Source organism: Leisingera aquaemixtae (assembly GCF_001458395.1).
Lineage (GTDB): Bacteria > Pseudomonadota > Alphaproteobacteria > Rhodobacterales > Rhodobacteraceae > Leisingera > Leisingera aquaemixtae.
In genome coordinates this window covers 24722-48458 of sequence record NZ_CYSR01000027.1, presented here as the reverse complement: position 1 = coordinate 48458, position 23737 = coordinate 24722, and the positions used below count along the sequence as shown (strand labels likewise).

26 protein-coding genes are annotated in these 23737 nt (G+C 64.4%); 16 read left to right on the top strand and 10 right to left on the bottom strand.

Annotated features, from left to right (window positions below; genetic code table 11):
• Nucleotides 1–222: 222 nt before the first annotated feature.
• Nucleotides 223–1074: a 2-dehydro-3-deoxygalactonokinase gene (locus PHA8399_RS12970; RefSeq protein ID WP_058286561.1), complete on the top strand. Its 852-nt coding sequence runs from the start codon at nt 223–225 to the stop codon at nt 1072–1074.
• A 337-nt stretch (nt 1075–1411) separates the two neighbouring features.
• On the opposite strand, the gene PHA8399_RS12965 is transcribed toward PHA8399_RS12970, so the two are convergent.
• Together PHA8399_RS12965 and PHA8399_RS12960 are read right to left on the bottom strand one after the other, a co-directional pair.
• Nucleotides 1412–2212 carry a TIGR03084 family metal-binding protein gene (locus tag PHA8399_RS12965; RefSeq protein ID WP_058286560.1) on the bottom strand — a complete coding sequence of 267 codons (801 nt, stop codon included), beginning with the start codon at nt 2210–2212 and terminating at the stop codon, nt 1412–1414.
• A 91-nt stretch (nt 2213–2303) separates the two neighbouring features.
• Nucleotides 2304–3317 carry a hypothetical protein gene (locus tag PHA8399_RS12960; RefSeq protein ID WP_058286559.1) on the bottom strand — a complete coding sequence of 338 codons (1014 nt, stop codon included), beginning with the start codon at nt 3315–3317 and terminating at the stop codon, nt 2304–2306.
• A gap of 362 nt (nt 3318–3679) precedes the next feature.
• Between PHA8399_RS12960 and PHA8399_RS22665 the strand changes: the two genes are divergently transcribed.
• Nucleotides 3680–4993 carry a hypothetical protein gene (locus PHA8399_RS22665; protein ID WP_058286558.1) on the top strand — a complete coding sequence of 438 codons (1314 nt, stop codon included), beginning with the start codon at nt 3680–3682 and terminating at the stop codon, nt 4991–4993.
• Nucleotides 4994–5060: 67 nt separating this feature from the next.
• On the opposite strand, the gene PHA8399_RS12950 is transcribed toward PHA8399_RS22665, so the two are convergent.
• Nucleotides 5061–6179, bottom strand: a complete 1119-nt coding sequence (locus PHA8399_RS12950; protein WP_058286625.1) for a THUMP domain-containing class I SAM-dependent RNA methyltransferase — start codon at nt 6177–6179, stop codon at nt 5061–5063.
• A gap of 279 nt (nt 6180–6458) precedes the next feature.
• On the opposite strand from PHA8399_RS12950, the gene PHA8399_RS12945 reads away from it, so the two are divergent.
• From PHA8399_RS12945 to PHA8399_RS12905, 9 genes are all read left to right on the top strand, one after another.
• Nucleotides 6459–8192, top strand: coding sequence for an ABC transporter substrate-binding protein (locus PHA8399_RS12945; protein WP_058286557.1), 1734 nt, complete (start codon nt 6459–6461; stop codon nt 8190–8192).
• 156 nt (nt 8193–8348) lie between these two features.
• Nucleotides 8349–9413: an ABC transporter ATP-binding protein gene (locus tag PHA8399_RS12940; RefSeq protein WP_058286556.1), complete on the top strand. Its 1065-nt coding sequence runs from the start codon at nt 8349–8351 to the stop codon at nt 9411–9413.
• A 7-nt stretch (nt 9414–9420) separates the two neighbouring features.
• Nucleotides 9421–10515: an ABC transporter ATP-binding protein gene (locus PHA8399_RS12935; protein WP_058286555.1), complete on the top strand. Its 1095-nt coding sequence runs from the start codon at nt 9421–9423 to the stop codon at nt 10513–10515.
• Nucleotides 10515–11378, top strand: a complete 864-nt coding sequence (locus PHA8399_RS12930; protein WP_058286554.1) for a carbohydrate ABC transporter permease — start codon at nt 10515–10517, stop codon at nt 11376–11378. Before PHA8399_RS12935 ends, PHA8399_RS12930 begins: the two co-directional genes overlap by 1 nt.
• A gap of 13 nt (nt 11379–11391) precedes the next feature.
• Complete coding sequence (locus tag PHA8399_RS12925; protein WP_058286553.1) at nt 11392–12189, top strand: carbohydrate ABC transporter permease; 798 nt, start codon at nt 11392–11394, stop codon at nt 12187–12189.
• On the top strand, nt 12189–12467 hold the full coding sequence (locus PHA8399_RS12920) for a DUF2160 domain-containing protein (protein WP_027236659.1): 279 nt from the start codon (nt 12189–12191) through the stop codon (nt 12465–12467). The genes PHA8399_RS12925 and PHA8399_RS12920 overlap by 1 nt, the downstream gene beginning before the upstream one ends.
• Before the next feature lie 303 nt (nt 12468–12770).
• Nucleotides 12771–13187, top strand: a complete 417-nt coding sequence (locus PHA8399_RS12915; RefSeq protein WP_008555282.1) for a BlaI/MecI/CopY family transcriptional regulator — start codon at nt 12771–12773, stop codon at nt 13185–13187.
• Complete coding sequence (locus tag PHA8399_RS12910) at nt 13177–14319, top strand: M56 family metallopeptidase (protein WP_058286552.1); 1143 nt, start codon at nt 13177–13179, stop codon at nt 14317–14319. The genes PHA8399_RS12915 and PHA8399_RS12910 overlap by 11 nt, the downstream gene beginning before the upstream one ends.
• A 384-nt stretch (nt 14320–14703) precedes the next feature.
• A complete protein-coding gene (locus tag PHA8399_RS12905) occupies nt 14704–14952 on the top strand; it encodes an EF-hand domain-containing protein (protein ID WP_008554669.1) in 249 nt (82 codons plus the stop codon).
• 122 nt (nt 14953–15074) lie between these two features.
• Here the strand turns inward: PHA8399_RS12905 and PHA8399_RS12900 are convergent, their stop codons facing one another.
• From PHA8399_RS12900 to PHA8399_RS12880, 6 genes are read right to left on the bottom strand one after another with little or no spacing between them, the layout of a single operon-like run.
• On the bottom strand, nt 15075–15299 hold the full coding sequence (locus PHA8399_RS12900) for a hypothetical protein (protein ID WP_058286551.1): 225 nt from the start codon (nt 15297–15299) through the stop codon (nt 15075–15077).
• Nucleotides 15296–15469, bottom strand: coding sequence for a hypothetical protein (locus PHA8399_RS22660; RefSeq protein WP_167592837.1), 174 nt, complete (start codon nt 15467–15469; stop codon nt 15296–15298). Before PHA8399_RS22660 ends, PHA8399_RS12900 begins: the two co-directional genes overlap by 4 nt.
• A gap of 1 nt (nt 15470) precedes the next feature.
• The gene (locus tag PHA8399_RS12895; protein WP_058286550.1) at nt 15471–17348 is read right to left on the bottom strand and encodes a nitric oxide reductase activation protein NorD; all 1878 of its coding nucleotides are present in this window, start codon (nt 17346–17348) and stop codon (nt 15471–15473) included.
• A 4-nt stretch (nt 17349–17352) separates the two neighbouring features.
• The gene (locus PHA8399_RS12890; protein WP_058286549.1) at nt 17353–18147 is read right to left on the bottom strand and encodes a CbbQ/NirQ/NorQ/GpvN family protein; all 795 of its coding nucleotides are present in this window, start codon (nt 18145–18147) and stop codon (nt 17353–17355) included.
• Nucleotides 18148–18150: 3 nt separating this feature from the next.
• Nucleotides 18151–19494, bottom strand: coding sequence for a cbb3-type cytochrome c oxidase subunit I (locus PHA8399_RS12885; protein ID WP_058286548.1), 1344 nt, complete (start codon nt 19492–19494; stop codon nt 18151–18153).
• 13 nt (nt 19495–19507) lie between these two features.
• A complete protein-coding gene (locus PHA8399_RS12880; RefSeq protein WP_058286547.1) occupies nt 19508–19960 on the bottom strand; it encodes a c-type cytochrome in 453 nt (150 codons plus the stop codon).
• A gap of 124 nt (nt 19961–20084) precedes the next feature.
• Between PHA8399_RS12880 and PHA8399_RS12875 the strand changes: the two genes are divergently transcribed.
• The 4 genes from PHA8399_RS12875 (at nt 20085) to PHA8399_RS12860 (ending at nt 21388) form a co-directional block, all read left to right on the top strand.
• Nucleotides 20085–20297: a hypothetical protein gene (locus tag PHA8399_RS12875; RefSeq protein ID WP_058286546.1), complete on the top strand. Its 213-nt coding sequence runs from the start codon at nt 20085–20087 to the stop codon at nt 20295–20297.
• A gap of 177 nt (nt 20298–20474) precedes the next feature.
• Complete coding sequence (locus PHA8399_RS12870) at nt 20475–20681, top strand: cold-shock protein (protein WP_008553396.1); 207 nt, start codon at nt 20475–20477, stop codon at nt 20679–20681.
• Nucleotides 20682–20821: 140 nt separating this feature from the next.
• Nucleotides 20822–21052 (top strand): DUF982 domain-containing protein, encoded by a 231-nt coding sequence (locus tag PHA8399_RS12865; RefSeq protein WP_008554123.1) that lies wholly within the window; start codon nt 20822–20824, stop codon nt 21050–21052.
• 135 nt (nt 21053–21187) lie between these two features.
• On the top strand, nt 21188–21388 hold the full coding sequence (locus PHA8399_RS12860) for a hypothetical protein (protein WP_058286545.1): 201 nt from the start codon (nt 21188–21190) through the stop codon (nt 21386–21388).
• 209 nt (nt 21389–21597) lie between these two features.
• Here the strand turns inward: PHA8399_RS12860 and PHA8399_RS12855 are convergent, their stop codons facing one another.
• Nucleotides 21598–22293 (bottom strand): Crp/Fnr family transcriptional regulator, encoded by a 696-nt coding sequence (locus tag PHA8399_RS12855; protein WP_058286544.1) that lies wholly within the window; start codon nt 22291–22293, stop codon nt 21598–21600.
• Nucleotides 22294–22534: 241 nt separating this feature from the next.
• Between PHA8399_RS12855 and PHA8399_RS12850 the strand changes: the two genes are divergently transcribed.
• The gene (locus PHA8399_RS12850) at nt 22535–23728 is read left to right on the top strand and encodes an NnrS family protein (protein WP_058286543.1); all 1194 of its coding nucleotides are present in this window, start codon (nt 22535–22537) and stop codon (nt 23726–23728) included.
• The last annotated feature ends 9 nt before the right edge of the window (nt 23729–23737 follow it).

Here is a 23737-nt window from a genome sequence, read left to right as displayed (position 1 = left end):
CCGGCGCTCTCACCGTACTGGATATTGCGCGCCGGGCGCAGCGCTGCGCGGCCTGTCTTTTGCAGAAATGGCGTGCGTTTTAGCCTATGACGCGCATACCAGCGGGCAGACACCTCTCCTTACGGGTATTTGCGGCTGTACGGCTGCGCGCCGCGCCCTTGCCGGGACCGGGAATCACCGCCATAACCGCAGGCAAAGCCATGGCAGAGGAATGAGGACATTATGCACCCTCCCCAAAGCGCGGCCGGCTTTCTGGTTGCCAATCTGGACGGGCTGACGCTCACCGCCTGGACCGTGATCCCCGGCGCGCCGGCCGCTGCTCCGGCGCAGGTGCTGCAGCTGCCGGACAGCCGCCCTGCTGCGCTGGCCGCGGCGCTGCGCCAGGCCCTGGGCGGCGCGATCTGCCCGGTGGTGCTGGGCGGCAGCTCCCTTTTGCCGCCGCATCCGGTCCCGGCAGTGCCCGCCGGTTTGCCGCTGGGCGAAACCCGGCTGGACGGGCTGGAAATCCACGCCCTGCCCGGTCTCCGACAGGCGGCGCCCTGCGGCGTGATGCAGGGTGCCCTGGTCCGGCTCAGCGGTTTTCTGCAGCTGAACCTGGACTGGGACGGGGTGGTGTGCCTGCCTGGAGCGGTGACTCACTGGGTGCAGGTCAGCGCCCGCGAGGCAGTCAGCTTCCAAAGCGCCCTGACCGGCCAGATGGCGCAGGCAGCGGCGCAGGCGATGGGGCTGGCGGCGGCGGGCGGATGGGACAAGGCGGTGCTGGCCGAGGCGGCAGCGGACGGGATAGCGAGGCCGGAGCAGCTGGCGGCCCGGCTGGCGTCGGTCCAGGCTTCGTCGGTTCTGGATGAGATGCCCGCGGCCGCTGCGCGCGCCCGGATCTGGGGGCTGCTGCTTGGCGCCGAACTGGCGGCAGCGCGGCCTTACTGGCTGGGCCAGAACCTGGCGCTGATCGCAGAGCCGCCGCTGCAGGCGCTCTACGGGGCGGCACTGGAGGCGCAGGCGCTGCCGGTCAGCCTCGCCGATCCCGGCCGCATGGCGCTGGAGGGGCTGAGCCGCGCCTGGAACCGCCGCTGAGCGGCGGCGGCTTTCTCCCGGCCGGAACTGATGCTTTTGAGGGTGCCGCATCAGGCGCCCGCTAAAGGCCCGCGCCTGGAAAAGCGAAACGCTCCCGCGCCCGCAGGGACCCCGGCTGCGCCGCGCCCCCTTGGCGGCCTTGGGCGTAGCGCCGCGCAGGGCGCGGCGCTACGCCCAACGGGCACAGGCCGTCCGCCAGGACGGCCGAAGCCGGGCGGGAGCGCGCCGCTGTCCTTGCCCGGCAGCGGGGCTGCATTTTGCTTGAACCGGGACTTTATCCAGCAGGGAACAAGGCGGATCAGGCCCTTACATAAGTCCCGCGCCTAAAACTCATGCATCACGTCTCTGCGGTGAAGCGGCTGCCCTTGCCGGGGGGCGTTTCCGGCGGGCCGGCAAAGCATTGGGCGATGCGCATCCAGTCTTGCGCTGCGGCGCCTTCCGCCTGCAGGCTGGTGTCGCCGGCATTGCGGACCTGCGTGACCACTTGCGCAAACTCCACAGCGCTGCCCTTGACGAAATTTCCAGCCTGCGGCGTGTTCCACTCCCAGACCGCGCCCGACGGTCCCGTCAATTGCACAAACGGCGCTGGCTCCGGCACCTCCAGCCCGCGGTTCGCGAAGCTCCAGCCATAGGTGGCCACTCCCAGATGCGCGATATTGCGGATGCGGTCGTGTTCCTGCCGCTGCAGCCCCAGCAGGTCGAACACTTCCTGGCCGTGCGCCCAGGTTTCCATCTGCCGGGCGGTGATGGCGCTCAACGCGCTCATGTCCGGCCCGATCCACTTGAGCCGCCTTTTGGGATCCGCCGCAGCATAGGCATCGGCGCAGCGCTCCGCCCCGTCCCGCCAGGCCTGAAACAGCGCGCGGCCCGACAGGCCGCCGAGCCAGGGGAACTGGCATTCGAGGATCGTCTTTCCCGCCTGCATGTCCTGCAGCACCGGCGCAATGAAGGCGGCGAACTCATCTTCCCCCTGCAGAGATGCTTCCGCCGCGGCGTTGAACAGGTGCAGGTGCCCCAGAACATGGTCGATGGTCCAGTCCTTGAACTGGGTCGCCTCATGGAACGCCGCCTCTGGCAGATCTTCCAGAATGGCCGCCAAGGCGCGGCTTTCGGCGCGGAAATCTTCGGCCTGCTGCATGTCTTCTCCCCCCTGTGTGACCGGCAACAGGATAGCCGCGCGGATCTCATCGCCGGAACCCCGGACGGCACGTCACAGGAAGGAGAAACCGTCAGCCCGCGGACATTGCCTTAAAGGCGCGCTCCGCCGCCTCGAAGTTGCGGCTGAGGGGGGCGGTGTGCCGGGATTGGGCGGCATAATAGGCGCCGGTGCGGCACAGCTGCGCGGCAAACGCGGGATGCACCCCGGCATCGTCATACTTGCGCACCCGCTCCTGGCTGAGCCAGCCGCGGCTTATGACCTCTTTCTGGATCAGCTCCAGCCGCTGAATGCAGTGCAGGGCGGTGTAGGCCGACAGATACTCCAAGTATTCGCCTATCTCATGGCCGCAGCCGGGATCGAAGGTTTCGATCATCACGTCGGCCATCTTGTCCGGCGCCACGGGCCAGGTCTCATCGCCGATGAGCCAGGCAAAATCCTCCGCGCCGTGGCGCAGGCCGGCATATTCAAAATCGAACCAGCGGACATACCCGTCCTCGCCGATCGCCGCGTTGCCGGCGCGGCAGTCCCACTTCAGGAACTGCACCCCCGACCGTTCCATGTATCCGGCGACCGCCGGGTAGTCGAACGCATCGGGTATGCCCATGGAGCAGGCTTCCAGCGCCGCCACTGAGCCGACGAAGTTGCGGATCCAGCTGCGGTTGGCGCCCAGATGCGGCAGCACCGTATGCAGCGCGGTTTTGCGCGCCGCCGCCTGGATGCGGAAAACCGCAGCGCAGGCCTCAGCCGCCAGGTCGAGCTGGTCGGCTTCCTCATGTTCAACGATCTCCTCACTCAGCCGTGTCTCGCCGGTGTCGGACTGGAACAGCACGTCCTTATGCACCCCCAGCACCCGCGGAATGTCATCGCAATGCGGTGCCAGCTGCTCCAGAACATAAGCCTCCAGATGGGTGCGGCGGAAGTTGGCGCGCAGGGTGGCAATTGCCGTTCGGTCCTTGAAATGCAGCCGCAGCGAGGAGCGCGACTTGCCGCCAGGGGCGGTGATTTCCACCGGTTCCTCGCCGAGCACCTCCCAGGCCGCCGCCGCGATATACGCGGTGCGGTCGTCGAATTTTCCATCAGCCATTGCCTGCACCTCTTCCCCGAACGCTGCCCTGCCCCGGCCAGCTCACCCCTCTTCGGTTAACGCCCTAAGGGATAAAGGCGGCAATTTTCGGGACAGATTTGGGCAACGGCTGCGCGCCGCGGGTTGAGTCGCGCTCTCCGGGATAGGGCGGCGCAGGGCAATTGGCCGGAGACGCCGCACAATCAAAACCTGCGCCCGCGGATTGTTTCCGCAAAGCCCCCCCAGAAACGATGAAATTCGCCTAAAATGTGACGAAAATTTGGCCCTTCCAGCGCGTCTCCCTACTGTGATCAATTGCGCGGAAGCGGCCCAAGTGCCGGCCACTCCGCAATGGGGATTCAAGGGTTTGCTTGGGGGGCGAAATGGGCCGGGGACATTTTTCATGGGGCTGGGGCGGTAAGCAGGCTTGCGGCGGCACCAGCTATTATAACGGCGGCGTGCAAGGCGGGCATTTCGGCCGCTGGTACGACAGCCACCTGTCAGACCGCTTTGGCTGGAAAGGCAAGGGCTACAAGGCTTGGCGTGACGACAGAGATGAAGAAGACGGCTCCGGCGGGACGAAAAGGTCTGGCAGCACCAAGGGATCTGGCGGCACGAAAGGGTCTGGCGGAACCAAGGGCTCCGGTGGCACCAAGGGCTGGGGCGGCACCAAGGGATCTGGCGAAACTAGGGGGTCTGGCGGAACTAGGGGGTCTGGCGGCACCAAGGGCTTCGGCGGCAAGGGCCATCACGGCAAGAAGCACTGGTGGTACCGCGAGGAAGATGACTGGAACGGCTCTGGCGGAACCGGAGGGTCTGGTGGAACCGGCGGCTCCGGCGGAACCGGCGGCTCGGGCGGAACGCACGGCTGCGGATCCGGCACCAAGGGCTCGGGCGGCACCGGAGGGTCCGGCAGTGGCGGGACCAAAGGCAGCGGAGGCACCCGGGGAACCGGCGGCTCCGGCGGGACCAAGGGGACCGGTGGTGACGGCAGCAATGGCGGTGGTGCCGCCGGCAAGACCTCAGTTTTCTTCGAGATCGGCGGCAACGGCGACCCGCGGGTCACCGTCGAGGTGCTGCAGACGCCGGAAAACCAGCTGTTCATCAAGATGGAGCCCACCTCCTGGGACGGCGAGCTGGCCGACATCGACGGGCTGTTCTTCAACATGGCGGAGGATGCCAGCGTTGGCGGGCTGAACTTCTTCCCGGACGAAAACGCGCTGCCGGTTACCGGCCATGAGGCCAATGCCAATTCCGTCAATGCGCTGGACACCGGCACCACCGTGCCCGGCAATTTTGACGCGATGGTGCAATTCGGCCAAGTACCGGACAGCACCGACGGCACCGTCACCAATGCCAACTTCACCTTGTGGTCCGACGCCGGGCTGACGCTGGAGGATATCGACCTCAGCAGCATGTCTCTGGTGGTGAGCAACCCGGACGGGTCGCAACAGGTTCTGGAAGGCGGCTATGATCCGGCGGGGGCGGCCAGCAGCGGCAGCTCTTATGCCAATGGCGGCGTCACCGGCGACGGCCTGAGTAACTGGTATGACGCCAACCTGGCAGGCCAGTTTCAGGGCAGTAGCGGCGAGCCCGGTGCCGAGGACTTTATGGCGCTAATGACCCAGCCAGCGGGTGGCACTGTGCCCGGTGGCGGCACCGAGGGCGGGACGGGCGATATCTACGATATCGGCTGAACCAGCCTCAACAATGCGAACCTTGTCGAGGGCGCCGCGGGGCGCCCTCTAGCGTTCCCGGGCCTGTTCAAGGCAGCGGGTCTGTCTTGAACAGGCGGATTTTCAGGCCGCCGTGGGCAACCGGCGCGCCAAGCGGCAAGAACGGCAGGCTGGTGGTCTTGGCCAGCGCGGTTTCCGAGGTGACGATCCCCACGCGCCAGCCGGAGAACCGCTCCTTCAGCACCTGCCCCAAGGCGCCGTACAGGGCAAAGAGCAGTTTCTTGTTGCCGATCCGAGCGCCGTAGGGCGGGTTGACGATCACCAGGCCCGGCGGGCCGTCCGGGCGCTGCAGATCGCTGACCGCCGCCTGAGCGAAACGGGTGCAATCCGCCACACCTGCACGCTCCGCATTGGCGGCGGACATCTCCACGGCGCCTGCGTTGCGGTCGGAGCCGTGGAACAGCAGAGCGGTTGCGCGTGCCCCGCCCTGCTGCTTCAGCTCTGCCCAGGCGTCCGCATCGAAGGTTGCCAGCTGTTCAAACGCAAAGCTGCGGCTGCGGCCCGGCAGCAGCCCTTTGGCGATCTCTGCCGCTTCGATCACGAAGGTGCCGGAACCGCACATCGGATCCACCACCGGCTCTGTCCCAATAAAACCGCATTCGCGCAGGAACAGGGCGGCGAGGTTTTCGCGCATCGGCGCCTTGCCGACGGCGGATTTATGGCCGCGCTTGTGCAGCCCCTCGCCCGAGGTATCGACGCTGAAAACACAAAGGTTGTCCTCGATCCTGAGCTTGATTGTCAGCGCAGCATCCTTGGTGACGGGGGCGCCGAGGGTTTCAGCAATGGCCTTTTCGACCCGCTGCGCGGCGGCGCCGGCGTGGTAGATTTTGGACTTCTTGTTGGTGGCGACCTCCACCTTCACCGGCACGTCCGGGCGCAGCACATCGCCCCAGGGGAACTTGCGCGCGCGTTTATCAAGCTGGGCCAGATGGAAGGCGCGGAATTCGCCGATCCGCGCCAGAACCCGCGCGGCTCCGCGCACAGACAGGTTGGCGCGCCAGACCTCGCGCCAGTCTCCCTGCACCGTGACCCCGCCCGGAACCGCCTTGGGCGCGGCAAATCCCAGCTCCTTGGCCTCAGCCAGCAGCGCCTGTTCCAGACCCGGCGGCGCGGTCAGGAAAATCTCGAATGTGTTGTCTTGCGTCATGCCGCCTCTGTAGCGGGAATGCCCTGGCGCGGCGACCGCTTTTTTCACCGCCGGCACGGCGAAAAATTTGCGTTGCGTCACTCCCGGAAATGCTGCGCCGCGGCATCCTCTGCACGTTGAAAGCGGCCGCCTCAAGGCGTATTTTTCACCAACAAAATCAGCCACTTGAATCTTACTAAAAAATTAGTTTGACAACATATTCCAACCTATGAAAGCTCTATGGCAGTCAGATGCAGCTTATGCACAGCTGGCTATAAGCGACTTTCAGGGAGGAAAAAGATGCGGAAGTATCTTTTGTCCGCAGCCGCCGTTTGCGCGATGGTTGCGGGATCAATTGGCTATGCCGATGAAATGGCGGCCAAAAAATGGATTGATGAGGAATTCCAGCCTTCGGTGCTGACCAAGGACGAACAGCTGTCGGAATTGCAGTGGTTCATCCAGGCGGCTGAGCCGTTCAAGGGCATGGAAATCAACGTGCTGTCGGAAGGCATCCCGACGCACTCCTACGAATCCGAGGTGCTGACCAAGGCGTTCGAGGACATCACCGGCATCAAGGTGAACCACCAGATCCTGGGCGAAGGTGAGGTCGTTCAGGCCGTGCAGACCCAGATGCAGACCAAGCGGAATCTCTATGACGCCTACGTCAATGACTCCGACCTGATCGGCACCCACTCGCGCCTGCAGCTGGCCTACAACCTGACCGACATGATGGCGGGCGAGTTCAAGGACGTGACCAACCCCGGCCTCGACCTGGATGACTTCATGGGCACCCAGTTCACCACCGGCCCGGACGGCGACCTGTACCAGCTGCCCGACCAGCAGTTCGCGAACCTCTACTGGTTCCGCAAGGACTGGTTCGACCGCGAAGACCTGCAGGCCGCGTTCAAGGAAAAATACGGCTATGACCTGGGCGTCCCGGTCAACTGGTCCGCGTATGAGGACATCGCCGAATTCTTCAGCGAGCAAGTCAAGGAAATCGACGGCACCGCGATCTATGGCCACATGGATTACGGCAAGCGCGCGCCGGACCTCGGCTGGCGGATGACCGACGCCTGGCTGTCGATGGCCGGTGCTGGGTCGAAGGGCGAGCCGAACGGCGTGCCGATCGACGAATGGGGCATCCGCATGGAAGAAGGCTCCTGCAACCCGGCTGGTGCCAGCGTGACCCGCGGCGGCGCGGCAAACGGCCCGGCGGCGGTCTATGCGATCCGCAAATGGGACGAATGGCTGCGCAAATACGCGCCTCCGGGCGCGGCCTCCTATGACTTCTACCAGTCGCTGCCGGCACTGGCGCAAGGCAACGTGGCGCAGCAGATCTTCTGGTACACCGCCTTCACCGCCGACATGGTGAAACCGCAGTCCGAAGGCAACAACACCGTTGACGGCGACGGCAACCCGCTGTGGCGGATGGCGCCCAGCCCGCACGGCCCCTACTGGGAAGAAGGCCAGAAGGTCGGTTATCAGGACGTGGGTTCCTGGACCTTCCTCAAGTCCACCCCGCTGGACCGCGCACAGGCTGCCTGGCTCTATGCCCAGTTCGTGGTGTCCAAGACCGTGGACGTGAAGAAATCGCACGTTGGCCTGACCTTCATCCGCGACTCCTCCGTGAACCACGAAAGCTTCACCGAGCGCGCACCCAAGCTGGGCGGCCTGGTCGAGTTCTACCGCTCGCCTGACCGCGTGGCATGGTCGCCGACCGGCATCAACGTGCCGGACTATCCGAAGCTGGCCCAGATCTGGTGGCAGCAGATCGGTGACGTGAACTCCGGCGCCTTCACGCCGCAGGAAGCCATGGACCGTCTGGCTGAAGAAATGGACATCACCATGGCCCGTATGCAGCGCGCAGACGAGCAGGCGAATGTCTATGGCGGCTGCGGCCCGCGCCTGAACGAAGAGAAGGACGCGGAGTGGTGGCACGCCAATGGCGGCGCCAAGCCGCCGCTGGAGAACGAGAAGCCGCAGGGCCAGACCGTCAACTATGACGAGCTGGTGGCCCGCTGGGCAACCAACTAAGCCCCTCCTCCCGGTCCGGCCAGCGATCCCCATCATCTGGCCGGGCTGCATCAGGCCCCGGAGACCCTTTCCTGTCTTCCGGGGCCTTCTTCCCCAAGATACCGCGCGCCCTGCCCCCGCGCGCAAACAGGCCGCCTGCCGGAAAGTCAAAGCAAGATGGCACTCGAACTTAAGGGTGTGACCAAGCGCGTCGGCGCCATTCAGCACATCAAGGAAACATCCCTGCTGCTGGAGCCCGGTCATTTCAACGTCCTCCTCGGCGCCACCGGCTCCGGAAAGACCTCACTCATTAAACTGATGGCGGGCCTCGACCCGATGGCCAGCGGCCAGGTGCTGATGGATGGCGAAGATGTCAGCCGTCTCAGCACCCAGAAGCGCAACATCAGCCTGGTGCATCAGTTCTTCATCAACTATCCGCATATGACGGTGTTCGAAAACATCGCCTCGCCGCTGAAAGTGGCAGGAATGGCGAAATCGGAGATCGAAGGCCGCGTGGAAGAGGCCGCTGCGATCCTGCAGCTGAAGCCGATGCTGCACCGCCGCCCGCATGAGCTGTCCGGCGGCCAGCAGCAGCGCTGCGCCCTGGCCCGCGCGATTGCCAAGGAAAGCCGCGCGGTGTTCCTGGATGAGCCGCTGGCCAACCTCGATTACAAGCTGCGCGAGGAGCTGCGCGACCAGCTGCCCGAGCTGTTTGCAGGCCGCGGCGCAGTGGTGGTCTATGCGACCTCGGAACCGGAGGAGGCGCTGCTTCTGGGCGGCAAGACCGCACTGATGCGCGGCGGCCGGGTGACCCAGTTCGGCCCCACCGCCGAAATCTACCGCAACCCCGGCAACGTCGATGCGGCACGGGTGTTCTCCGATCCGCCAATCAACACCGCCGAGATCACCAAGCAGGGCAGCATGGCCCGCCTGGGCGCCGGCGTCACCTGGGAGCTGAGCGGCGCCGCCGCCGGTCTGGCCGATGGCACCTACACCATCGCCATCCGCCCGCACCACGTGCTGCCTGTGGCAAAGAACGGCGCCCATGTGCAGCTGTCGGGACAGGTGCAGGTGACCGAACTCTCCGGCTCCGAAAGCTCCGCCCATTTCGACATGGGTTCCGGCAGCTGGGTGTCCCTCGCCCACGGCGTCCACCCCTATCAGGTGGGTGAGCTGCACGACTTCTACATGGACCCCGCGCAGGCATATTTCTTTGCCCCCGACGGCAGCCGCGCGGCGTGAGGCATCAATGGCTAAAATAACTCTCTCAAAACTGCGCCACAGCTATCTTTCGACGCCGAAGTCCGACTCGGACTACGCGCTGAAGGAAATCGACCTCGACTGGACCGACGGCGGCGCCTATGCGCTGCTTGGCCCCTCGGGTTGCGGCAAATCCACTCTTCTCAACATCATTTCGGGGCTTCTGGTGCCGTCTGAAGGCCAGATCCTGTTCGACGGCAAGGACGTGACCGCCCTGCCCCCGGATCAGCGCAACATTGCGCAGGTGTTCCAGTTCCCGGTGATCTACGACACCATGACGGTTTACGACAACCTGGCCTTCCCGCTGCGCAACCGCGGCCGGGACGAAGCCACGGTGCACAAACGGGTGATGGCGATTGCCGAAATGCTCGAAGTGACCGGGATGCTGGATCAGAAAGCGGCCGGATTGTCACCTGACAATAAACAGAAGATCTCGATGGGCCGCGGGCTGGTGCGCGAGGATGTGAACGTGGTGATGTTCGACGAGCCGCTCACCGTGATCGACCCGCATCTGAAGTGGAAGCTGCGCTCCAAGCTGAAGGAGCTGCACCAGCGGGTGAAGGCGACGATGATCTACGTCACCCACGACCAGACCGAGGCGCTGACCTTTGCCGATCAGGTGGTGGTGATGCAGCTGGGCGAGGTGGTGCAGATCGGCACCCCCGTGGAGCTGTTCGAGCGCCCGGCGCATACCTTTGTCGGCCATTTCATCGGCTCGCCAGGGATGAACATCCTGCCCTGCGTCGTGCAGCACGGTGCCGCCCTGTTCGCCGGGCAGCAGATTGCGCTGGAAGGCCCCATTCAGGGTGCTGCAAACGGCCAGACCGAAATCGGCGTCCGCCCGGAGTTTGTCTCGCTCGCAGGCCACGGCCTGCCTGCCACGGTCACCAAGGTCTCTGACATCGGCCGCCACACGGTGGTGGAATGCGAGGCCGGCGGCCACCGTATCAACGCCATCACAGATGGCGCCGCGCCGGAAAAAGGCAGTGCCGTGCACCTCGCCTTCCGCCAGGACATGACCCGGCTTTACGTGGACGGCTGGCTTGCCACCTCCCCCGCTGCAGACGAACAAGGAGCGGCCTGATGAAAACCGAAAACCAGAAAGCCTGGTTCTTTGTCCTGCCGGTGCTGGCGCTGGTCGCCTTCAACGCGCTGATCCCGATGATGACGGTGGTCAACTACTCGGTGCAGGAGACCTTTGGCGACAACGTGTTCTTCTGGCAGGGGCTGGACTGGTTCCAGCAGATCCTGCGCTCTGACCGCTTCCACGCGGCGCTTGGCCGCCAGTTCCTGTTCACCTTCCTGATCCTGATCATCGAGGTGCCGCTGGGCATCGCCATTGCGCTGTCGATGCCGCGCAAAGGCTTCTGGGTGCCGGTCTGCCTGGTGCTGATGGCGCTGCCGATGCTGATCCCATGGAACGTGGTCGGTGCGATGTGGAATATCTTCACCCTGCCGGACATCGGTCTGCTGGGCTATTTCCTGAACCACGTGCTGGGCATCAACTATGACATGACGCAGGATCCCGTCGCGGCCTGGGTGACCATTGTCACCATGGACGTCTGGCATTGGACTTCGCTGGTGGTGCTGCTGTCCTATGCGGGCCTGGTCTCGATCCCCGACGCCTATTACCAGGCGGCCAAGATCGACGGCGCCACCAACTGGGCGGTGTTCCGGTTCATCCAGCTGCCCAAGATGAAGACGGTGCTGACCATCGCCATCCTGCTGCGCTTCATGGACAGCTTCAACATCTACACCGAACCGTTTGTTCTGACCGGCGGCGGTCCCGGCAACTCCACCACGCTGTTGTCAATCGACCTGGTGAAAATCGCGCTTGGCCAGTTCGATCTCGGCCCGGCAGCCGCCATGTCGCTCATCTATTTCGCAATCACTCTGTTGGTCAGCTGGCTGTTCTACACGCTGATGACCAAAGACGATCAGAACTGAGGGAGGGAGACCGATGCAAAAACGATCCATCGTCCCCATCGTCTACATCCTGTTTCTCATGCTGCCGATCTACTGGCTGGTGGCGATGAGCTTCAAGACGACCAATGAAATCCTGTCGGGATTCTCGCTGTTCCCGCAGACATTCACGCTGGACAACTACGCGACCATCTTCACCGATCCCAGCTGGTACTGGGGCTACATCAACTCGATCCTCTACGTGTCGATAAACACCGTGATCTCCATCGCGGTGGCGCTGCCGGCCGCCTATGCCTTCAGCCGTTACCGCTTCCTGGGTGACAAGCAGCTGTTCTTCTGGCTGCTCACTAACCGGATGGCGCCGGCCGCGGTGTTTGCGCTGCCGTTCTTCCAGCTTTACTCCGCGGTGGAGCTGTTCGACACCCACCTCGCGGTGGCGCTGGCGCACTGCCTGTTCAATATCCCGCTGGCGGTCTGGATCCTCGAAGGCTTCATGGGCGGCGTTCCCAAGGAGCTGGACGAGACAGCCTTTGTTGACGGCTATTCCTTCCCGCGCTTCTTTGCGACGATTTTCGTGCCCTCGATCAAGGCCGGCGTGGGTGTGGCAGCCTTCTTCTGCTTCATGTTCTCCTGGGTGGAACTGCTGCTCGCGAAGACACTGACCGCCGTCGCCGCAAAACCGATTGCCGCCACCATGACCAAGACCGCGTCCTCCGCGGGCTATGAACTGGGGCTGCTGGCCGCGGCTGGTACTCTGACAATCATTCCGGGCGCCATCGTGATCTGGTTTGTCCGCAACTACATCGCGAAGGGTTTCGCGATGGGGAGGGTGTAATGCTTTCATGGATGGCCTGGACCTGGCCCACTGCCCTGTTGTTCATCGGTATTTTCACCGCCATTGGCGTGCTGATCATCGCTGAGATCCGCCACCCCGGCGGCGCGGCCCGCAAGGGCGTGCTCGGCCTCACCACCACCCGCGGCGACCGGCTGTTCATCAGCCTCTTGGGCACCTCCTACATCTTCCTGGCCTGGCTGGGTCTGGTGGGGATGCCGCTCTGGTGGCCCTTGGGCCTGTCGATCGCCTGGGGCATCTTCTGCTTCTGGAAGGTCTGACTTTGCCCCCGCGGGTCAAGGAGGCAGAAGGCCCCGCGAGGGCGGTTTGTCCTTGACGCGGAACCCTTAAACACACTGGAGACAGGCCTTGAAGGCAAACCTGCCCTTCAAGGCCGTCTCAGCCAACCCCCTGAACAGATGCGCCAGGTGCTGTCCCAAAGACTGGCCCATCACCCCGCAATCCTGCTGAATAGACTCGCGCGGCAGCGCACATTTTAACAACAGACCCCCCGCCGCCGCGCATCTTCTAAGAAAATAGTTTTCACGGGAGCCCCCTTCCCCTAGCATGACTGGAACCACCAAATGAGCCGGACTGCCGAGGCGATGCGCAAGAAACACGACACTTCCCTGCTGACCGAGGTTGAGCTGGAATTCATGACTGTCGTCTGGGACCTGGGCGGCGGCACCGTGCGCGATATCCTGGCGGAGCTGAACAAGGTGCAGGAACGCGCCTATACCTCAGTGGCCACGGTTCTCAAGATTATGGAGCAAAAGGGCTTTCTTACCAGCGAGCGCAAGGACCGCTCCCTGGTCTACCGCCCCGCCGTTCCCAAGGCAGAGTATCAGAAAACATCTCTGAAAAACCTTTCGAGCAAGCTTTTCAACGGCGCGCCCGCCGCCCTGGTGGCGCGGCTGGTCGATGATGAGGATGTGACCGACGAGATGCTCGAGGAGATGCGGGCGCTCTTGGAGGAAAGGCTGGGGGACAATGCCAACTGATGTTCTGCTGAACGCCTATATTGACCTGAATATCCTGCTGCTGGCGGGCACCCTGCTGTGGTTCGCCGCCCGCAAGGCGCTGGCACGCAGCCCGCTGGGCCGCGCCTACCGGCCGCAGCTGCGGCTCTTGAATGGGATGACTGTGCTGCTGGCGGCCTCGCCGGTGCTGATCCTTGCTTTCACCCATTATGTCATCGCCCATCCGCCGAATTTTTCCGACATGCTGGTGTCGCAGTACCTGCAGGGCAATGTCAGCATGAGCGCCGGCACGTTCGAGGCCACCCTGGGCCTGCGCGAGGATGCGGTGCGCGGGCTCACCAGCCTGCAGCCGCTGTGGGCACAGGCCGTTGCCGCGGCCTTTGCCGCCGGGGCGCTGCTCTGCCTGGCGCATGTGGCCGCGTCCGTCTTCCGTCTGCGGCAGAACCTGGCGGGGGCCTTCACCTGGAAGCGCATCGGCCGGGTGCAGCTGATGGTGTCCGATGACATCCGCGTCGCCTATTCCACCCGCGGGCTGCTGCGGCGCTATGTGGTGCTGCCCTCGGCGCTGCTCAATGACCCGCGCGATTTGCGCCTGACCATCGCCCATGAGCTGCAGCACTTCCGCCAGCGCGACATCGAATGCGAGTTTCTGCTGGAAATGCTGCGCCCGCTGCTGTTCTGGAACCCCGCCTTTTACATGTGGCGGCGCGAAGTGCGGCTGCTGCGGGAGTTTGCCTGCGATCAGGCCTTGATGGCGCGGCCCGGTTTCGATGTGCGCGCCTATTGCGAATGCCTGATCCGCGCCTGCGCCCATGCCGCCCGCGGCCCGGGCCTGTTCATGCGCCGCAGCCCGGCGGTGGCGCTGGTCGACCGCCGGGAAACCCGCCGCGGCGCGTCTCTGCAGCGCCGCATTATCGCGGTGACGGCAGTTCAGCCGCGGGGGCCGAACTCGCTGGGCTGGGGGCTGGTGTCCTTGGCGATGGCCGGGGTGGTGCTGGCAACCGCGATGCTGCTGCAGCGGCCCAGCGACTGGAGCCATGACCGCATCATGCTGTCGACCATCGTCAACCTGGAGCGGATGGCCAGCCGCAACACGGGGTCAGAGCTTGCGGTCAGCGCCCTGAACGGCGGCTTTGCCGTTCCGGCCCGGTAAACCGGGAACACCGGTCCTCTGCCAAATGTTCAGATCCGCCGCGTGCATTGCGGCGAAGCATTCTTGGCGCCGGCAATCCGGCTGTCTCCGGCATTAGCCGGCGTATCAGACCTCCCCCGTTTCAAGACGCGGCCCGGTGCCTGCGCCGGCACTGGCAGAATTCTGCGGGACCGGCTGCCGGGCTTGAGCGGAGAAAGGACCAGCCGGCCGCCAGGGCGGCAAAGCGCCGAAGCCGGCGCCCGTTTCCGGCGGTGCGGTGCCTGAAATTCTCTCCTGCGGCCAAGGGGATAGCGCCCGGCGCATGCACGCCCTAGCTCTATGCCACGGCACGCGGAACACCGTGGCCGCAGGTAGAAAACCAAACAAACGAATGGAGTGTCTCACATGAAAAAATTCGCGCTGACCGCCGCCGCTGTTGCTGCTCTGGCTGCTTCGCCGCTGGCCGCGATGGAATCCATCACCGAGGCTGACACGGACGGCAACGGCACCTATTCGCTGGAGGAACTGCAGGCGGCCTATCCGGATCTGACCGCGGAAACCTTTGCCACCATCGACTCCAACGCCGATGGCGAAGCCGACCTGGCTGAGGTGCAGGCAGCGGAAGAAGCCGGCTTGCTGGCAGCAGAAGGCTGATCCCGCGGCAAGGCGGCTCCCCCATCCCCCCCGAGCCGCCTTGCCACCTGAAGTCCCGCCGGTTTCAAACGGTTCAAGGGCCCTGCAGTGCAGGGCCCTTTTCATTTGGCCATGCGGCGGGGTCAGCCGCCGTCCGCCTGTTGCTTCAGCCGCTCGATATGGCGGGCAAAGACATAGGTCAAAGGCACCCCCAGCAGCAGCCCCCAGGCCACCGACTCATATGGGGTCAGCACCCGCCAGCCGACCCAGCTGGCGATCAGCGAGGCAAAGAAGATGTTGACGGCCGCCGCGCCCGCCCCGAACGGATAAAGCGCCGCCAGCAGCCGCCAGGAAGGCCGCGGTGTCATCGCCGGCTCACCAGGTATTGGACAAACCCCAGGCTGACGATCAGGGCGATGGAGCCGATCAGGAACCAGAACTCCGCGGTTTCGGTCTGCGGCTGCGGGATAGGCCGCTCGAACGTGGCGGCAAAGGCGCTGGAGGGGGCCAGCAGGGCCAGAGAGAGGATGCGTTTCATCTCAGTGCTCCATGGTCAGGGATTGATAGATTTCCGGCAGCGCGCGCGGCAGCCGGTCCGGGTCGGGCAGCAGGGTGAACCCCGCGCGCCCGAAGATGCGGGCAAACCAGTCCTGCCCGTCGGCGTCGATCACCACGCCATGCACCGACTGGCCCAGGGCGCGCGCCTCGCGTACCGCCATGCGGCTGTCCTCGATGCCGTGCACGCCTTCATAGTGGTCCAGATCGTTGGGCTTGCCATCGGTCAGCACCAGAAGCAGGCGGCGTTCGGATCCTTCCTCGGCCAGCTGGGCAGAGGCATGGCGGATTGCCGCGCCAAGGCGGGTGTAGTGGCCGGGTTTGAAGCCGCCGATGCGGGCGGTGACCGCCTCGGACATCGGATCCTCGAAGCCTTTGGCGCGGGTCAGGAACACCCGGTCGCGGCGCAGCGAGGAGAACCCCCAGATGCCCAGCCGGTCGCCTGCGGTGGCAATGCCGCTGGCCAGGGCTGCCAGCGCCTCGCGGGCGGTCTCAATCACCGGGCGGTCGCCGACCGTGGCTTCGGTGGAGCGGGAGCAGTCCATCAGCACCGCCACGCTCAGGTCGCGGGCCATCGGGCGGCTGGCCTGCCAGACCCGGTCGCTGCCCTGCTGGCCGCAGGCCAGATCGACATGGGATTTCACCACCGCTTCCAGATCCAGCTCGTCGCCGTCCAGCTGCCGCGGCAGCTTCACCCGGCGCGGGTGCAGCGGCGCGAACTGGCGGCGCACCCGGGACACCAGCCGCGGGTCGGGCTGGAAGCTGTCCGCGGGCTTGCCCTCGGCTTCCAGAACGCGCGCGTGGGCGGGCATGTGCTTGCCCAGCCGGTGGTTCCATTCGGGATAGGTGAACTGCCCCGCCAGCCGCTCGTGCTCGGCATCCTGCGGCGACAGGTCCAGCGAGATCCGCAGCCGCGACGCCGCGCGTTTCATGTGCTGCGAGAGGGTGAGATTGTCCTGATCCTCCGCCGCTTTCTGGGCGTTCTCGTTGTCGTCGTCATCGACCATCCGGTTGATGTTCAGGCTTTCGGCCCAGGACAGGATGGATTCGAACCGGTGAACGATGAAGCTGTCCTTGCGGGTGGTCTGGTCCTGATCCTGCCGTTTCGCCGTTTTGCGGGTAGAGACGGCAAGGCCAGGGGTTTTCATCTCTTCCACTTCGGGGGCAGCCCCCCTGCCCGCTTGCGGTGCAGCCAAGCGCAGCCAGAACGGCACCGGCTGAAACGTCCGGTAACCGCGCGGGGCGGTGCAGGTGCAGGGTTCGGCAATCCGGCAGTCGGAACCGATCTGGTCCAGCACCATCCGCTCGATCCGCGCCTCGAACCGCGGCAGTCCGTTGCGCTTGCGCGTCCCGGCAATATGGGCACAAAAGTCGCCATAGGCAGACCGCAGCCCCGGACAGGCGGCAAACACCTTGTCCGCGGCGCGGGCATTGGCGGCGATCTCCAGCTGGTCGGCTTGATAGCGGTCCTCGTTGCGGTCCGGCAGTGCGATCATGGCGGCCATTGCGGCCAGCCACAGGTAGGCCTTGCGGTTCAGCACGCGGCTCGGGAAGGCTGCCATTTCCGGCGGCAGGCGCAGGCGCTCGCCGTCAAAGCCGGCCACATGCACCATTTCCCGCGGGGTGCCGATGCGGCGCAGCCGGTCCGGGCGGTGGTCCGACAGCACCGCAGGCGCCACCTGGATTTCCACGCCCCCGGCCCCGCCCAGCGCCCGGAACAGCGCCGCCGCGCTGGCGCGCATGTCCTCGAACCGGACGGTGTGTTCGGCCCCATCCTCTGCGGCGCCGATCCGTGTGGCCATGCCGTGCCACAGGTTGCCAACCGTTTCTTCGGGTTCCAGAAGGTCGAGAGCGTGGATCATGGCATCACCCGTAGACGCTGGCGGCAAGGTCGCGCAGCGCCTGCTGCACGTCACTCTCGTCGCTGAGGGGTTCAATGATGGCGGCCTCCACCGCGCGCTCCACGCCCATGCCCTTGGCGATCAGCGTGGCGGCATAGATCAGGAGGCGGGTGGACACCCCTTCCTCCAGATCCATACCGGAGAGCTTGCGGATATGGCCCGCCAAGCGCACCAGCGCGGCGGAGCGGTCCTCGTCCAGACCGCTCTCAGACGTAACCACCGCGGTTTCGGCAGAAGCCTCCGGGAAGTCGAAGCCGATCGACAGGAAGCGCTGCCGGGTCGAGGGTTTCAGCTTCTTCAGGATGTTCTGGTAGCCGGGGTTGTAGCTGGCCACCAGCATGAAGGGCTTGGGCGCGGCCAGCTCCTCACCCGTGCGGTCGATGACCAGGCGGCGGCGGTCGTCGGTCAAGGGGTGCAGCACCACGGCCACGTCCTTCCTCGCCTCGACCACCTCATCCAGGTAGCAGATGCCGCCCTCGCGCACCGCCCGGGTCAGCGGGCCGTCGACCCAAACCGTCTCACCGCCCTTCAGCAGGTAGCGCCCGATCAGGTCGGCGGCGGACAGGTCGTCATGGCAGGCAACGGTGTGGAGGGGCAGCCCGAGCCGGGCCGCCATATGTTCCACGAACCGCGTCTTGCCGCAGCCGGTGGGCCCCTTCAGAAGAAGGGGCAGACCGTTGGCTTGGGCCATCTCAAAGACGGTGCATTCATCGCCTGCAGGACGGTAGAAGGGCACGGAAGGCATATTCATCGCGTTCATGGCTTACTCTCCCGGTACGGCCACGGGGCCGGGTTTGATGACTTCGCGGCGGACCACAACGGTTGCGTAGATGAACAGAAGCGCGCCCAGGACCACCACCGCGCCAGAGCCGAGGCGCATCAGGTAGAACAGTCCCAGCTGGTCCTGCACGTCCATGAAGTAGTCGCCGACAATACGCTGCATGTGGGTCTGGATGGTGCCGGCAAAGGTCAGCACGAAGGTCATGAAGGCCATGCCGCCGGTCATCAGCCAGAAGGACGCCATGTTCAGCACCTGGTTATAGGGATCGCGGTTCTTTAGCTGCGGCATCGCATAGGTGAACATCGCCAGGTTCATCGCCACATAGGCGCCGTAGAACGCGAGGTGCCCGTGGGCGGCGGTGATCTGTGTGCCGTGGGTATAATAGTTCACCCCGTGCAGCGTGTGCAGGAAGCCCCAGACGCCAGCGCCGAAGAAGGCCACGGTGGATGCCCCCAGCGACCACAGAAGCGCGGCCTTGTTCGGGTGGTTCTTGCGGCCCTTCCAGACCATGATGAAGGCAAAGCTCATCATCGCGAAGAACGGGATCACTTCGAGGGTCGAGAAGATCGAGCCGATCCACTGCCAGTAGCCGGGCGTGCCGATCCAGAAGAAGTGGTGGCCGGTGCCGAGGATGCCGGAGAACAGGGCCAGTGCCACGATGACATAGAGCCATTTTTCCACCACCTCGCGGTCAACACCGGTCAGTTTCAGCATCAGGTATCCAAGTATCGCGGCCATCACCAGTTCCCAGGTGGCTTCGACCCACAGGTGGACAACGAACCACCAGTACATCTTGTCCAAGCTGAGGTTGTCCGGGTTGATGAAGGCGAAGATCCACAGGAGCGACAACAGCCACAGGCCCATCAAGAGGATGTTGGTGATCGCCGTCTTGCGGCCTGCCAGCACGGTCAGGGAGATGTTCACGAGGAAGATCACCGCCGCAACCAGAATGCCGAACTTGACCCACAGGGGCTGTTCCAGGAACTCCCGCCCGCCGTGGATGCCAACAAGGTAGGAGCCGACTGCACCCAAGGTGCCAACGACAAGAATTGCCAGCTGGATATAGGCGAGTTTCACCGAGAACAGCTCACGCTCGGACTCTTCCGGCACCAGGTAATAGGCGGCACCGAAGAAGCCCAGCAAGAGCCAGACGATCAGCGCGTTGGTGTGCAGCATCCGCACGATGTTGAACGGCAGAAGCTCGCTCAGCGTGTTGGGCCAGACATAGATCCAGCCGGCCAGCAGGCCGCCCAGAACCTGAATGGCGAACAGGCCCATTGCCACCATGAAATAGGCATAGGCCACTTTTTGAGATTGATATTTCATTGCTTTTCTCCCCTCAGCCCGCGTCGTTCGGCGGCCAGTTCTGGGTGTCGGTCTGATCCGCCCAGCGCAGGAATTCGGACAAGGCCTTGGTCTCTTCCTCGGTCAGTTCGAAGTACGGCATCTGGCGGCGGCCCTCGACGCCGGAGGGCTGCGCCTTCATCCAGCCATCGAGCATTTCATAGGCGCCTTCTGGGTCGTCCAGCACGCCCCAGCGGGTCATCACGTTGCCCACTTCCGGTGCGAAATAGGCGCCCTCGCCGTGCAGCGTGTGGCAGTTGATGCAGGAATGACGCTCCCACACATGCTTGCCTTGGCGCACCTCGTCGGTCAGCTCCATGCCAGCGGTGGATGTGTTCACGATGAAGCGGTGGCTGTGCGCGGTCATGGCCACGAACACGACGACGAAGAACAAGGAGCCCCCGTAGAACACGTTCCTGGCCCGCGACTTGGTAAGTATCTCTGACATATCGCGGTCCTGAGTACAGTTGCGGATAGGCCCTGCCTAACTGCGCGCACTGCCGGATATGTTGTTGAAGCGCAAAGACCGGGCGCATTGCTGCACGCAAAATGCAGGAAAAGGAGGACAGGCCATGCGACGCCCAGATTTCGACAATCCCGACCTGCCGCTTTCCGAGCTGTTCCACCATTGGCCGGCCTGCGCGGGCGAGTTCATGAACCGCCAGATGCTCTGCCCCGGCTGCCCGATCGCGCCGTTCCACACGCTGGTTGATGCGTGCGAGGAATACGGGCTGGAGGAGATGGCGTTCCGCGAGCAGTTAAGGGGCGTGATGGGGGCCATATAAAAACTATTTTGAAGATATCACTGATGGTCCCTTGCAATCGCGAGTCGCATACCCCACCTTGGTGGAGCAAAGCGCTTCCTACGACCTTCTGTTTCCTCACGGCCCCAGTTGTTCCGATGTTGACACTGGGCCGGGCTATCGCGTGTTGCGGATAGCATTTCAAAAGGAGACGACACGATGGCCAATGGCACCGTGAAATGGTTCAATTCTCAAAAAGGTTTTGGTTTCATCGCGCCCGAGCACGGATCGCGGGACATTTTTGTCCACATTTCCGCCTTGGAACGCGCTGGCATCCAGCAGCTTGACGACGGCCAGGCCGTGACTTTCGACATCGAAAGCGGCCGCGACGGACGTGAGTCCGCCAGCAATCTTGCCCTCGCATAAGACGCTGACGGCCTGAGACCTCTAGCGGGAGCATGTTGCAATGCTCCCGTTTCCCGCATCTGCCAAAACTGTCTGTCAGACGCGGTTTTCCAAAAAGCACAGAAAGATAGAACTTGATAGAAATTTCCTGGGGCACTCCCATGACCATTTTCCTGCCTTCCGAGGGCCGGACCCGAAAAATCACCACAATCGAACAAGCCCATTTCTGGCTGCAGAAAGCTTGGCCGGTTTCCGACCGCAATAGAGATGTTGCGATTGAAAAGATCGATGCAGCCATGGACTGTCTGGCGCCTGTCGGCGCCGCCCGTGACGCATTCCTCTCGGCCGTTAACACCGCCGGTTTCCAAGCGGATCTCCCCGCCGCCGCGTAACCTGCGACGCTTTACCGGCGCCGCCGCAGCTGCGCCGCTTCCATCGGCCCCTTGCCGCACCCGGGAGAAGGTCCGAACCGAGCTTTCGCGCGCGCAATGGAACTCTCCCAAAATCAGCCTCGCAGGAGTGAACAGATGTCCAAGCTTAACACTGAGGAATTGAAACTTGCCGGCCTGACCCGCAAGGAGACGGCGATGGAAAAGACCGCGCGTGCAGCGCGTGAAATCCTGGAGGACGAAAACGAAATGCGCCGCAACAAGATTGAGCGCCTGAGACGTTCCCGGCTTCAGTATGAGCGCGGCAACCCGCCCTCGAAGGACTCCGAAGACACGTGAGTCCGCACCGGAACGGTCAACCATCCTGAACACAAGGCATAGCCAGGCTGCCAGACGGCGCCGGCAATACCTGCTGCAAGTGGCCTGACAGCTGTTGCGCAGGCATGTCTGCCACCGGGGATGCTTGGGCTGATCCGCGCTCTGTCCGTGATGGAACCAGCCGGATAGCGGAACACTGGCCGGTCTGCCGCCCGTTGCTCCCCCTGCTGCTACCCCTGCGCCCCGCTCAAAACCACCAGCCTATGCGGGGCGGTGACCACGATGTGCTTGCGGGTGGATTTCACCACGCCGTCTTTCTCCCAGGCCGACAGCAAGCGGCTGACCGTGTGCAGCGTGGTGCCGGTCATCTCCGAGATATTGCGGCGGGTCACCGGGAAGGCGATCTCGATCCCCTCCTCCACCTTGCGGCCCGACTGGGTCACCATCCGCAGAAGCGCCGCTGCCACCCGCTGTTCCACCGCCTGCGTGGCCAGTTCGGTGATCCGCGTCTGCATCTCGCCGAGCCGCTGGCCCAGGGTGTTGTAGCTTTCGGTGGCAAAGCCCTGGTACTTGGCGGTGAACTCCCCCCACAACCGCACCGGCCAGGACAGCGCCAGCGATTCCGAGGCGGCGATGGCGGTGGCCGGATAGGTGTCGCGGTTCAGCGCAGGCGCGATGCCGAACAGCTGGCCGGGAGAGATATGCAGCGCGATGATCTGCTCGCCGCCTTCAGTGGTCTTCACCACCCGGATGTAACCGTCCAGCAGCAGGTGGAAGCGTTCGGCGTCATGGCCCTCATGAAAGATCTCCGCCCCCTCGTCATAGCGCTTGGGCAGCGCCTGATCGAGGATTTCGCGGATCTGGCTGCGCTCCAGGAGGCTGAAGGGCGGCAGCCCGGTCAGAAGGCTTTCGTCGAGCTTGGACAAGAATGCACCGCAAGTTTGCTGAAGGACAAAGAGGTCTCCCCGCCGTTATCGCATAGTGAGGCCAGAGGAAACAACCGTGCGGGAAAAACCGGCACCCGGAACCGGGGAAGCCTCCCTCGACCCTGCCCGCCGGAGCTGATCCACGGGGTTCGGCGAAAGATTGCGTCCCTTGCGCTGAACCGGCGGGCGGCACCTGACCAGTGCCGCCCGCCCTTCGTTGACCGGACGCAAGGAGGCCACCATGGCTGCGCGAACCGAATATACCGGACCTGTTCTATTTTCCTTCGGCTTCAGGCCGTTCTTTCTGGGTGCTTGCCTGTTTGCCCTGCTTTCGGTGCCTGCCTGGCTGCTGATCTGGCGCGGCGACCTGGGGTATAGCGGGCCGTTCCTGGCAACAGACTGGCACATTCACGAGATGATCTTTGGCTACGGCGCCGCCGTGGTTGCGGGCTTTTTGTTCACTGCGGTGCCGAACTGGACCGGGCGGATGCCTACCCGCGGCTGGCCGCTGGCGCTGCTTTCCGGACTGTGGCTGCTGGGGCGGCTGGCGATGGCCGGCTGGCTGGACCTGCCCGCGCTGGGGGTATTGCTGGTCGACTGCGCTTTTCTGGCCGCCGTCATCGCGATGATCGCGCGCGAGATCATCGCCGGTGAAAACTGGCGCAACCTCAAGGTTGTGGTGCCGGTCACCCTGCTGGGCCTCGCCAACCTATGCTTTCACCTTGAGGCGATGACCGAAGGCGCGGCGGATCTCTCGCGCCGCCTGGGCATTGCGGTTCTGATCTTTCTGATCATGCTGATCGGCGGGCGGATCATTCCCAGCTTCACCCGCAACTGGCTGGCGAAACAGGGGGCTGCGAAAATGCTCGCGCCCTTTGGCAAGTTCGACGCGGTGACGCTGGTCTTTGGCGCGGCGGCGCTGGTGGCCTGGACCGCAGCGCCCTGGGCCGCCGTCAGCGGCGCGCTCCTGCTGGCCGCGGGCCTGCTGCACCTGCTGCGGCTGGCGCGCTGGCGCAGCCTTGCCACCCTGCCGGATCCGCTGCTGCTGATGCTGCACCTGGCCTATGCGCTGGTGCCCGCGGGGCTGATCGCGGCGGGCGGCGTGCCCTTCGGCCTGCTGCAGCCCGCGGCGGCGGCGCATATCCTGGGCATCGGCGCCATCGGCGGCATGACCCTTGCAGTGATGATGCGCGCCACCATGGGTCACAGCGGCCGCCCGCTGGTGGCAGGCCCGGCCCTGACGCTTGCCTTCATGCTGCTGCTGGGCGCGGCCGCCCTGCGTCTTGCGGGAAGTGCAGAGCTTGCCGCGGGTTGGGACGGGATCACGGTTTCCGCCGTGGTGTGGACCGCAGGATTTGCTTTGATGGTCCTGAAGACCGGCCCCTGGCTGATCACGCGGCGCATCGGCCCCAAGAAAGTGTCCGGCAAGCCATGAAACCGGGCG

Coding starts and splice junctions, on each gene's coding strand:
- PHA8399_RS12880 (WP_058286547.1), bottom strand. CDS start 19,960: ATGTCAGAGATACTTACCAAGTCGCGGGCCAGGAACGTGTTCTACGGG.
- PHA8399_RS12945 (WP_058286557.1), top strand. CDS start 6,459: ATGCGGAAGTATCTTTTGTCCGCAGCCGCCGTTTGCGCGATGGTTGCG.
- PHA8399_RS12865 (WP_008554123.1), top strand. CDS start 20,822: ATGACCATTTTCCTGCCTTCCGAGGGCCGGACCCGAAAAATCACCACA.
- PHA8399_RS12895 (WP_058286550.1), bottom strand. CDS start 17,348: ATGATCCACGCTCTCGACCTTCTGGAACCCGAAGAAACGGTTGGCAAC.
- PHA8399_RS12925 (WP_058286553.1), top strand. CDS start 11,392: ATGCAAAAACGATCCATCGTCCCCATCGTCTACATCCTGTTTCTCATG.
- PHA8399_RS12930 (WP_058286554.1), top strand. CDS start 10,515: ATGAAAACCGAAAACCAGAAAGCCTGGTTCTTTGTCCTGCCGGTGCTG.
- PHA8399_RS12875 (WP_058286546.1), top strand. CDS start 20,085: ATGCGACGCCCAGATTTCGACAATCCCGACCTGCCGCTTTCCGAGCTG.
- PHA8399_RS12910 (WP_058286552.1), top strand. CDS start 13,177: ATGCCAACTGATGTTCTGCTGAACGCCTATATTGACCTGAATATCCTG.
- PHA8399_RS12940 (WP_058286556.1), top strand. CDS start 8,349: ATGGCACTCGAACTTAAGGGTGTGACCAAGCGCGTCGGCGCCATTCAG.
- PHA8399_RS12965 (WP_058286560.1), bottom strand. CDS start 2,212: ATGCAGCAGGCCGAAGATTTCCGCGCCGAAAGCCGCGCCTTGGCGGCC.
- PHA8399_RS12860 (WP_058286545.1), top strand. CDS start 21,188: ATGTCCAAGCTTAACACTGAGGAATTGAAACTTGCCGGCCTGACCCGC.
- PHA8399_RS12885 (WP_058286548.1), bottom strand. CDS start 19,494: ATGAAATATCAATCTCAAAAAGTGGCCTATGCCTATTTCATGGTGGCA.
- PHA8399_RS12905 (WP_008554669.1), top strand. CDS start 14,704: ATGAAAAAATTCGCGCTGACCGCCGCCGCTGTTGCTGCTCTGGCTGCT.
- PHA8399_RS22660 (WP_167592837.1), bottom strand. CDS start 15,469: ATGAAACGCATCCTCTCTCTGGCCCTGCTGGCCCCCTCCAGCGCCTTT.
- PHA8399_RS22665 (WP_058286558.1), top strand. CDS start 3,680: ATGGGCCGGGGACATTTTTCATGGGGCTGGGGCGGTAAGCAGGCTTGC.
- PHA8399_RS12970 (WP_058286561.1), top strand. CDS start 223: ATGCACCCTCCCCAAAGCGCGGCCGGCTTTCTGGTTGCCAATCTGGAC.
- PHA8399_RS12950 (WP_058286625.1), bottom strand. CDS start 6,179: ATGACGCAAGACAACACATTCGAGATTTTCCTGACCGCGCCGCCGGGT.
- PHA8399_RS12935 (WP_058286555.1), top strand. CDS start 9,421: ATGGCTAAAATAACTCTCTCAAAACTGCGCCACAGCTATCTTTCGACG.
- PHA8399_RS12960 (WP_058286559.1), bottom strand. CDS start 3,317: ATGGCTGATGGAAAATTCGACGACCGCACCGCGTATATCGCGGCGGCG.
- PHA8399_RS12900 (WP_058286551.1), bottom strand. CDS start 15,299: ATGACACCGCGGCCTTCCTGGCGGCTGCTGGCGGCGCTTTATCCGTTC.
- PHA8399_RS12920 (WP_027236659.1), top strand. CDS start 12,189: ATGCTTTCATGGATGGCCTGGACCTGGCCCACTGCCCTGTTGTTCATC.
- PHA8399_RS12850 (WP_058286543.1), top strand. CDS start 22,535: ATGGCTGCGCGAACCGAATATACCGGACCTGTTCTATTTTCCTTCGGC.
- PHA8399_RS12890 (WP_058286549.1), bottom strand. CDS start 18,147: ATGAACGCGATGAATATGCCTTCCGTGCCCTTCTACCGTCCTGCAGGC.
- PHA8399_RS12915 (WP_008555282.1), top strand. CDS start 12,771: ATGAGCCGGACTGCCGAGGCGATGCGCAAGAAACACGACACTTCCCTG.
- PHA8399_RS12870 (WP_008553396.1), top strand. CDS start 20,475: ATGGCCAATGGCACCGTGAAATGGTTCAATTCTCAAAAAGGTTTTGGT.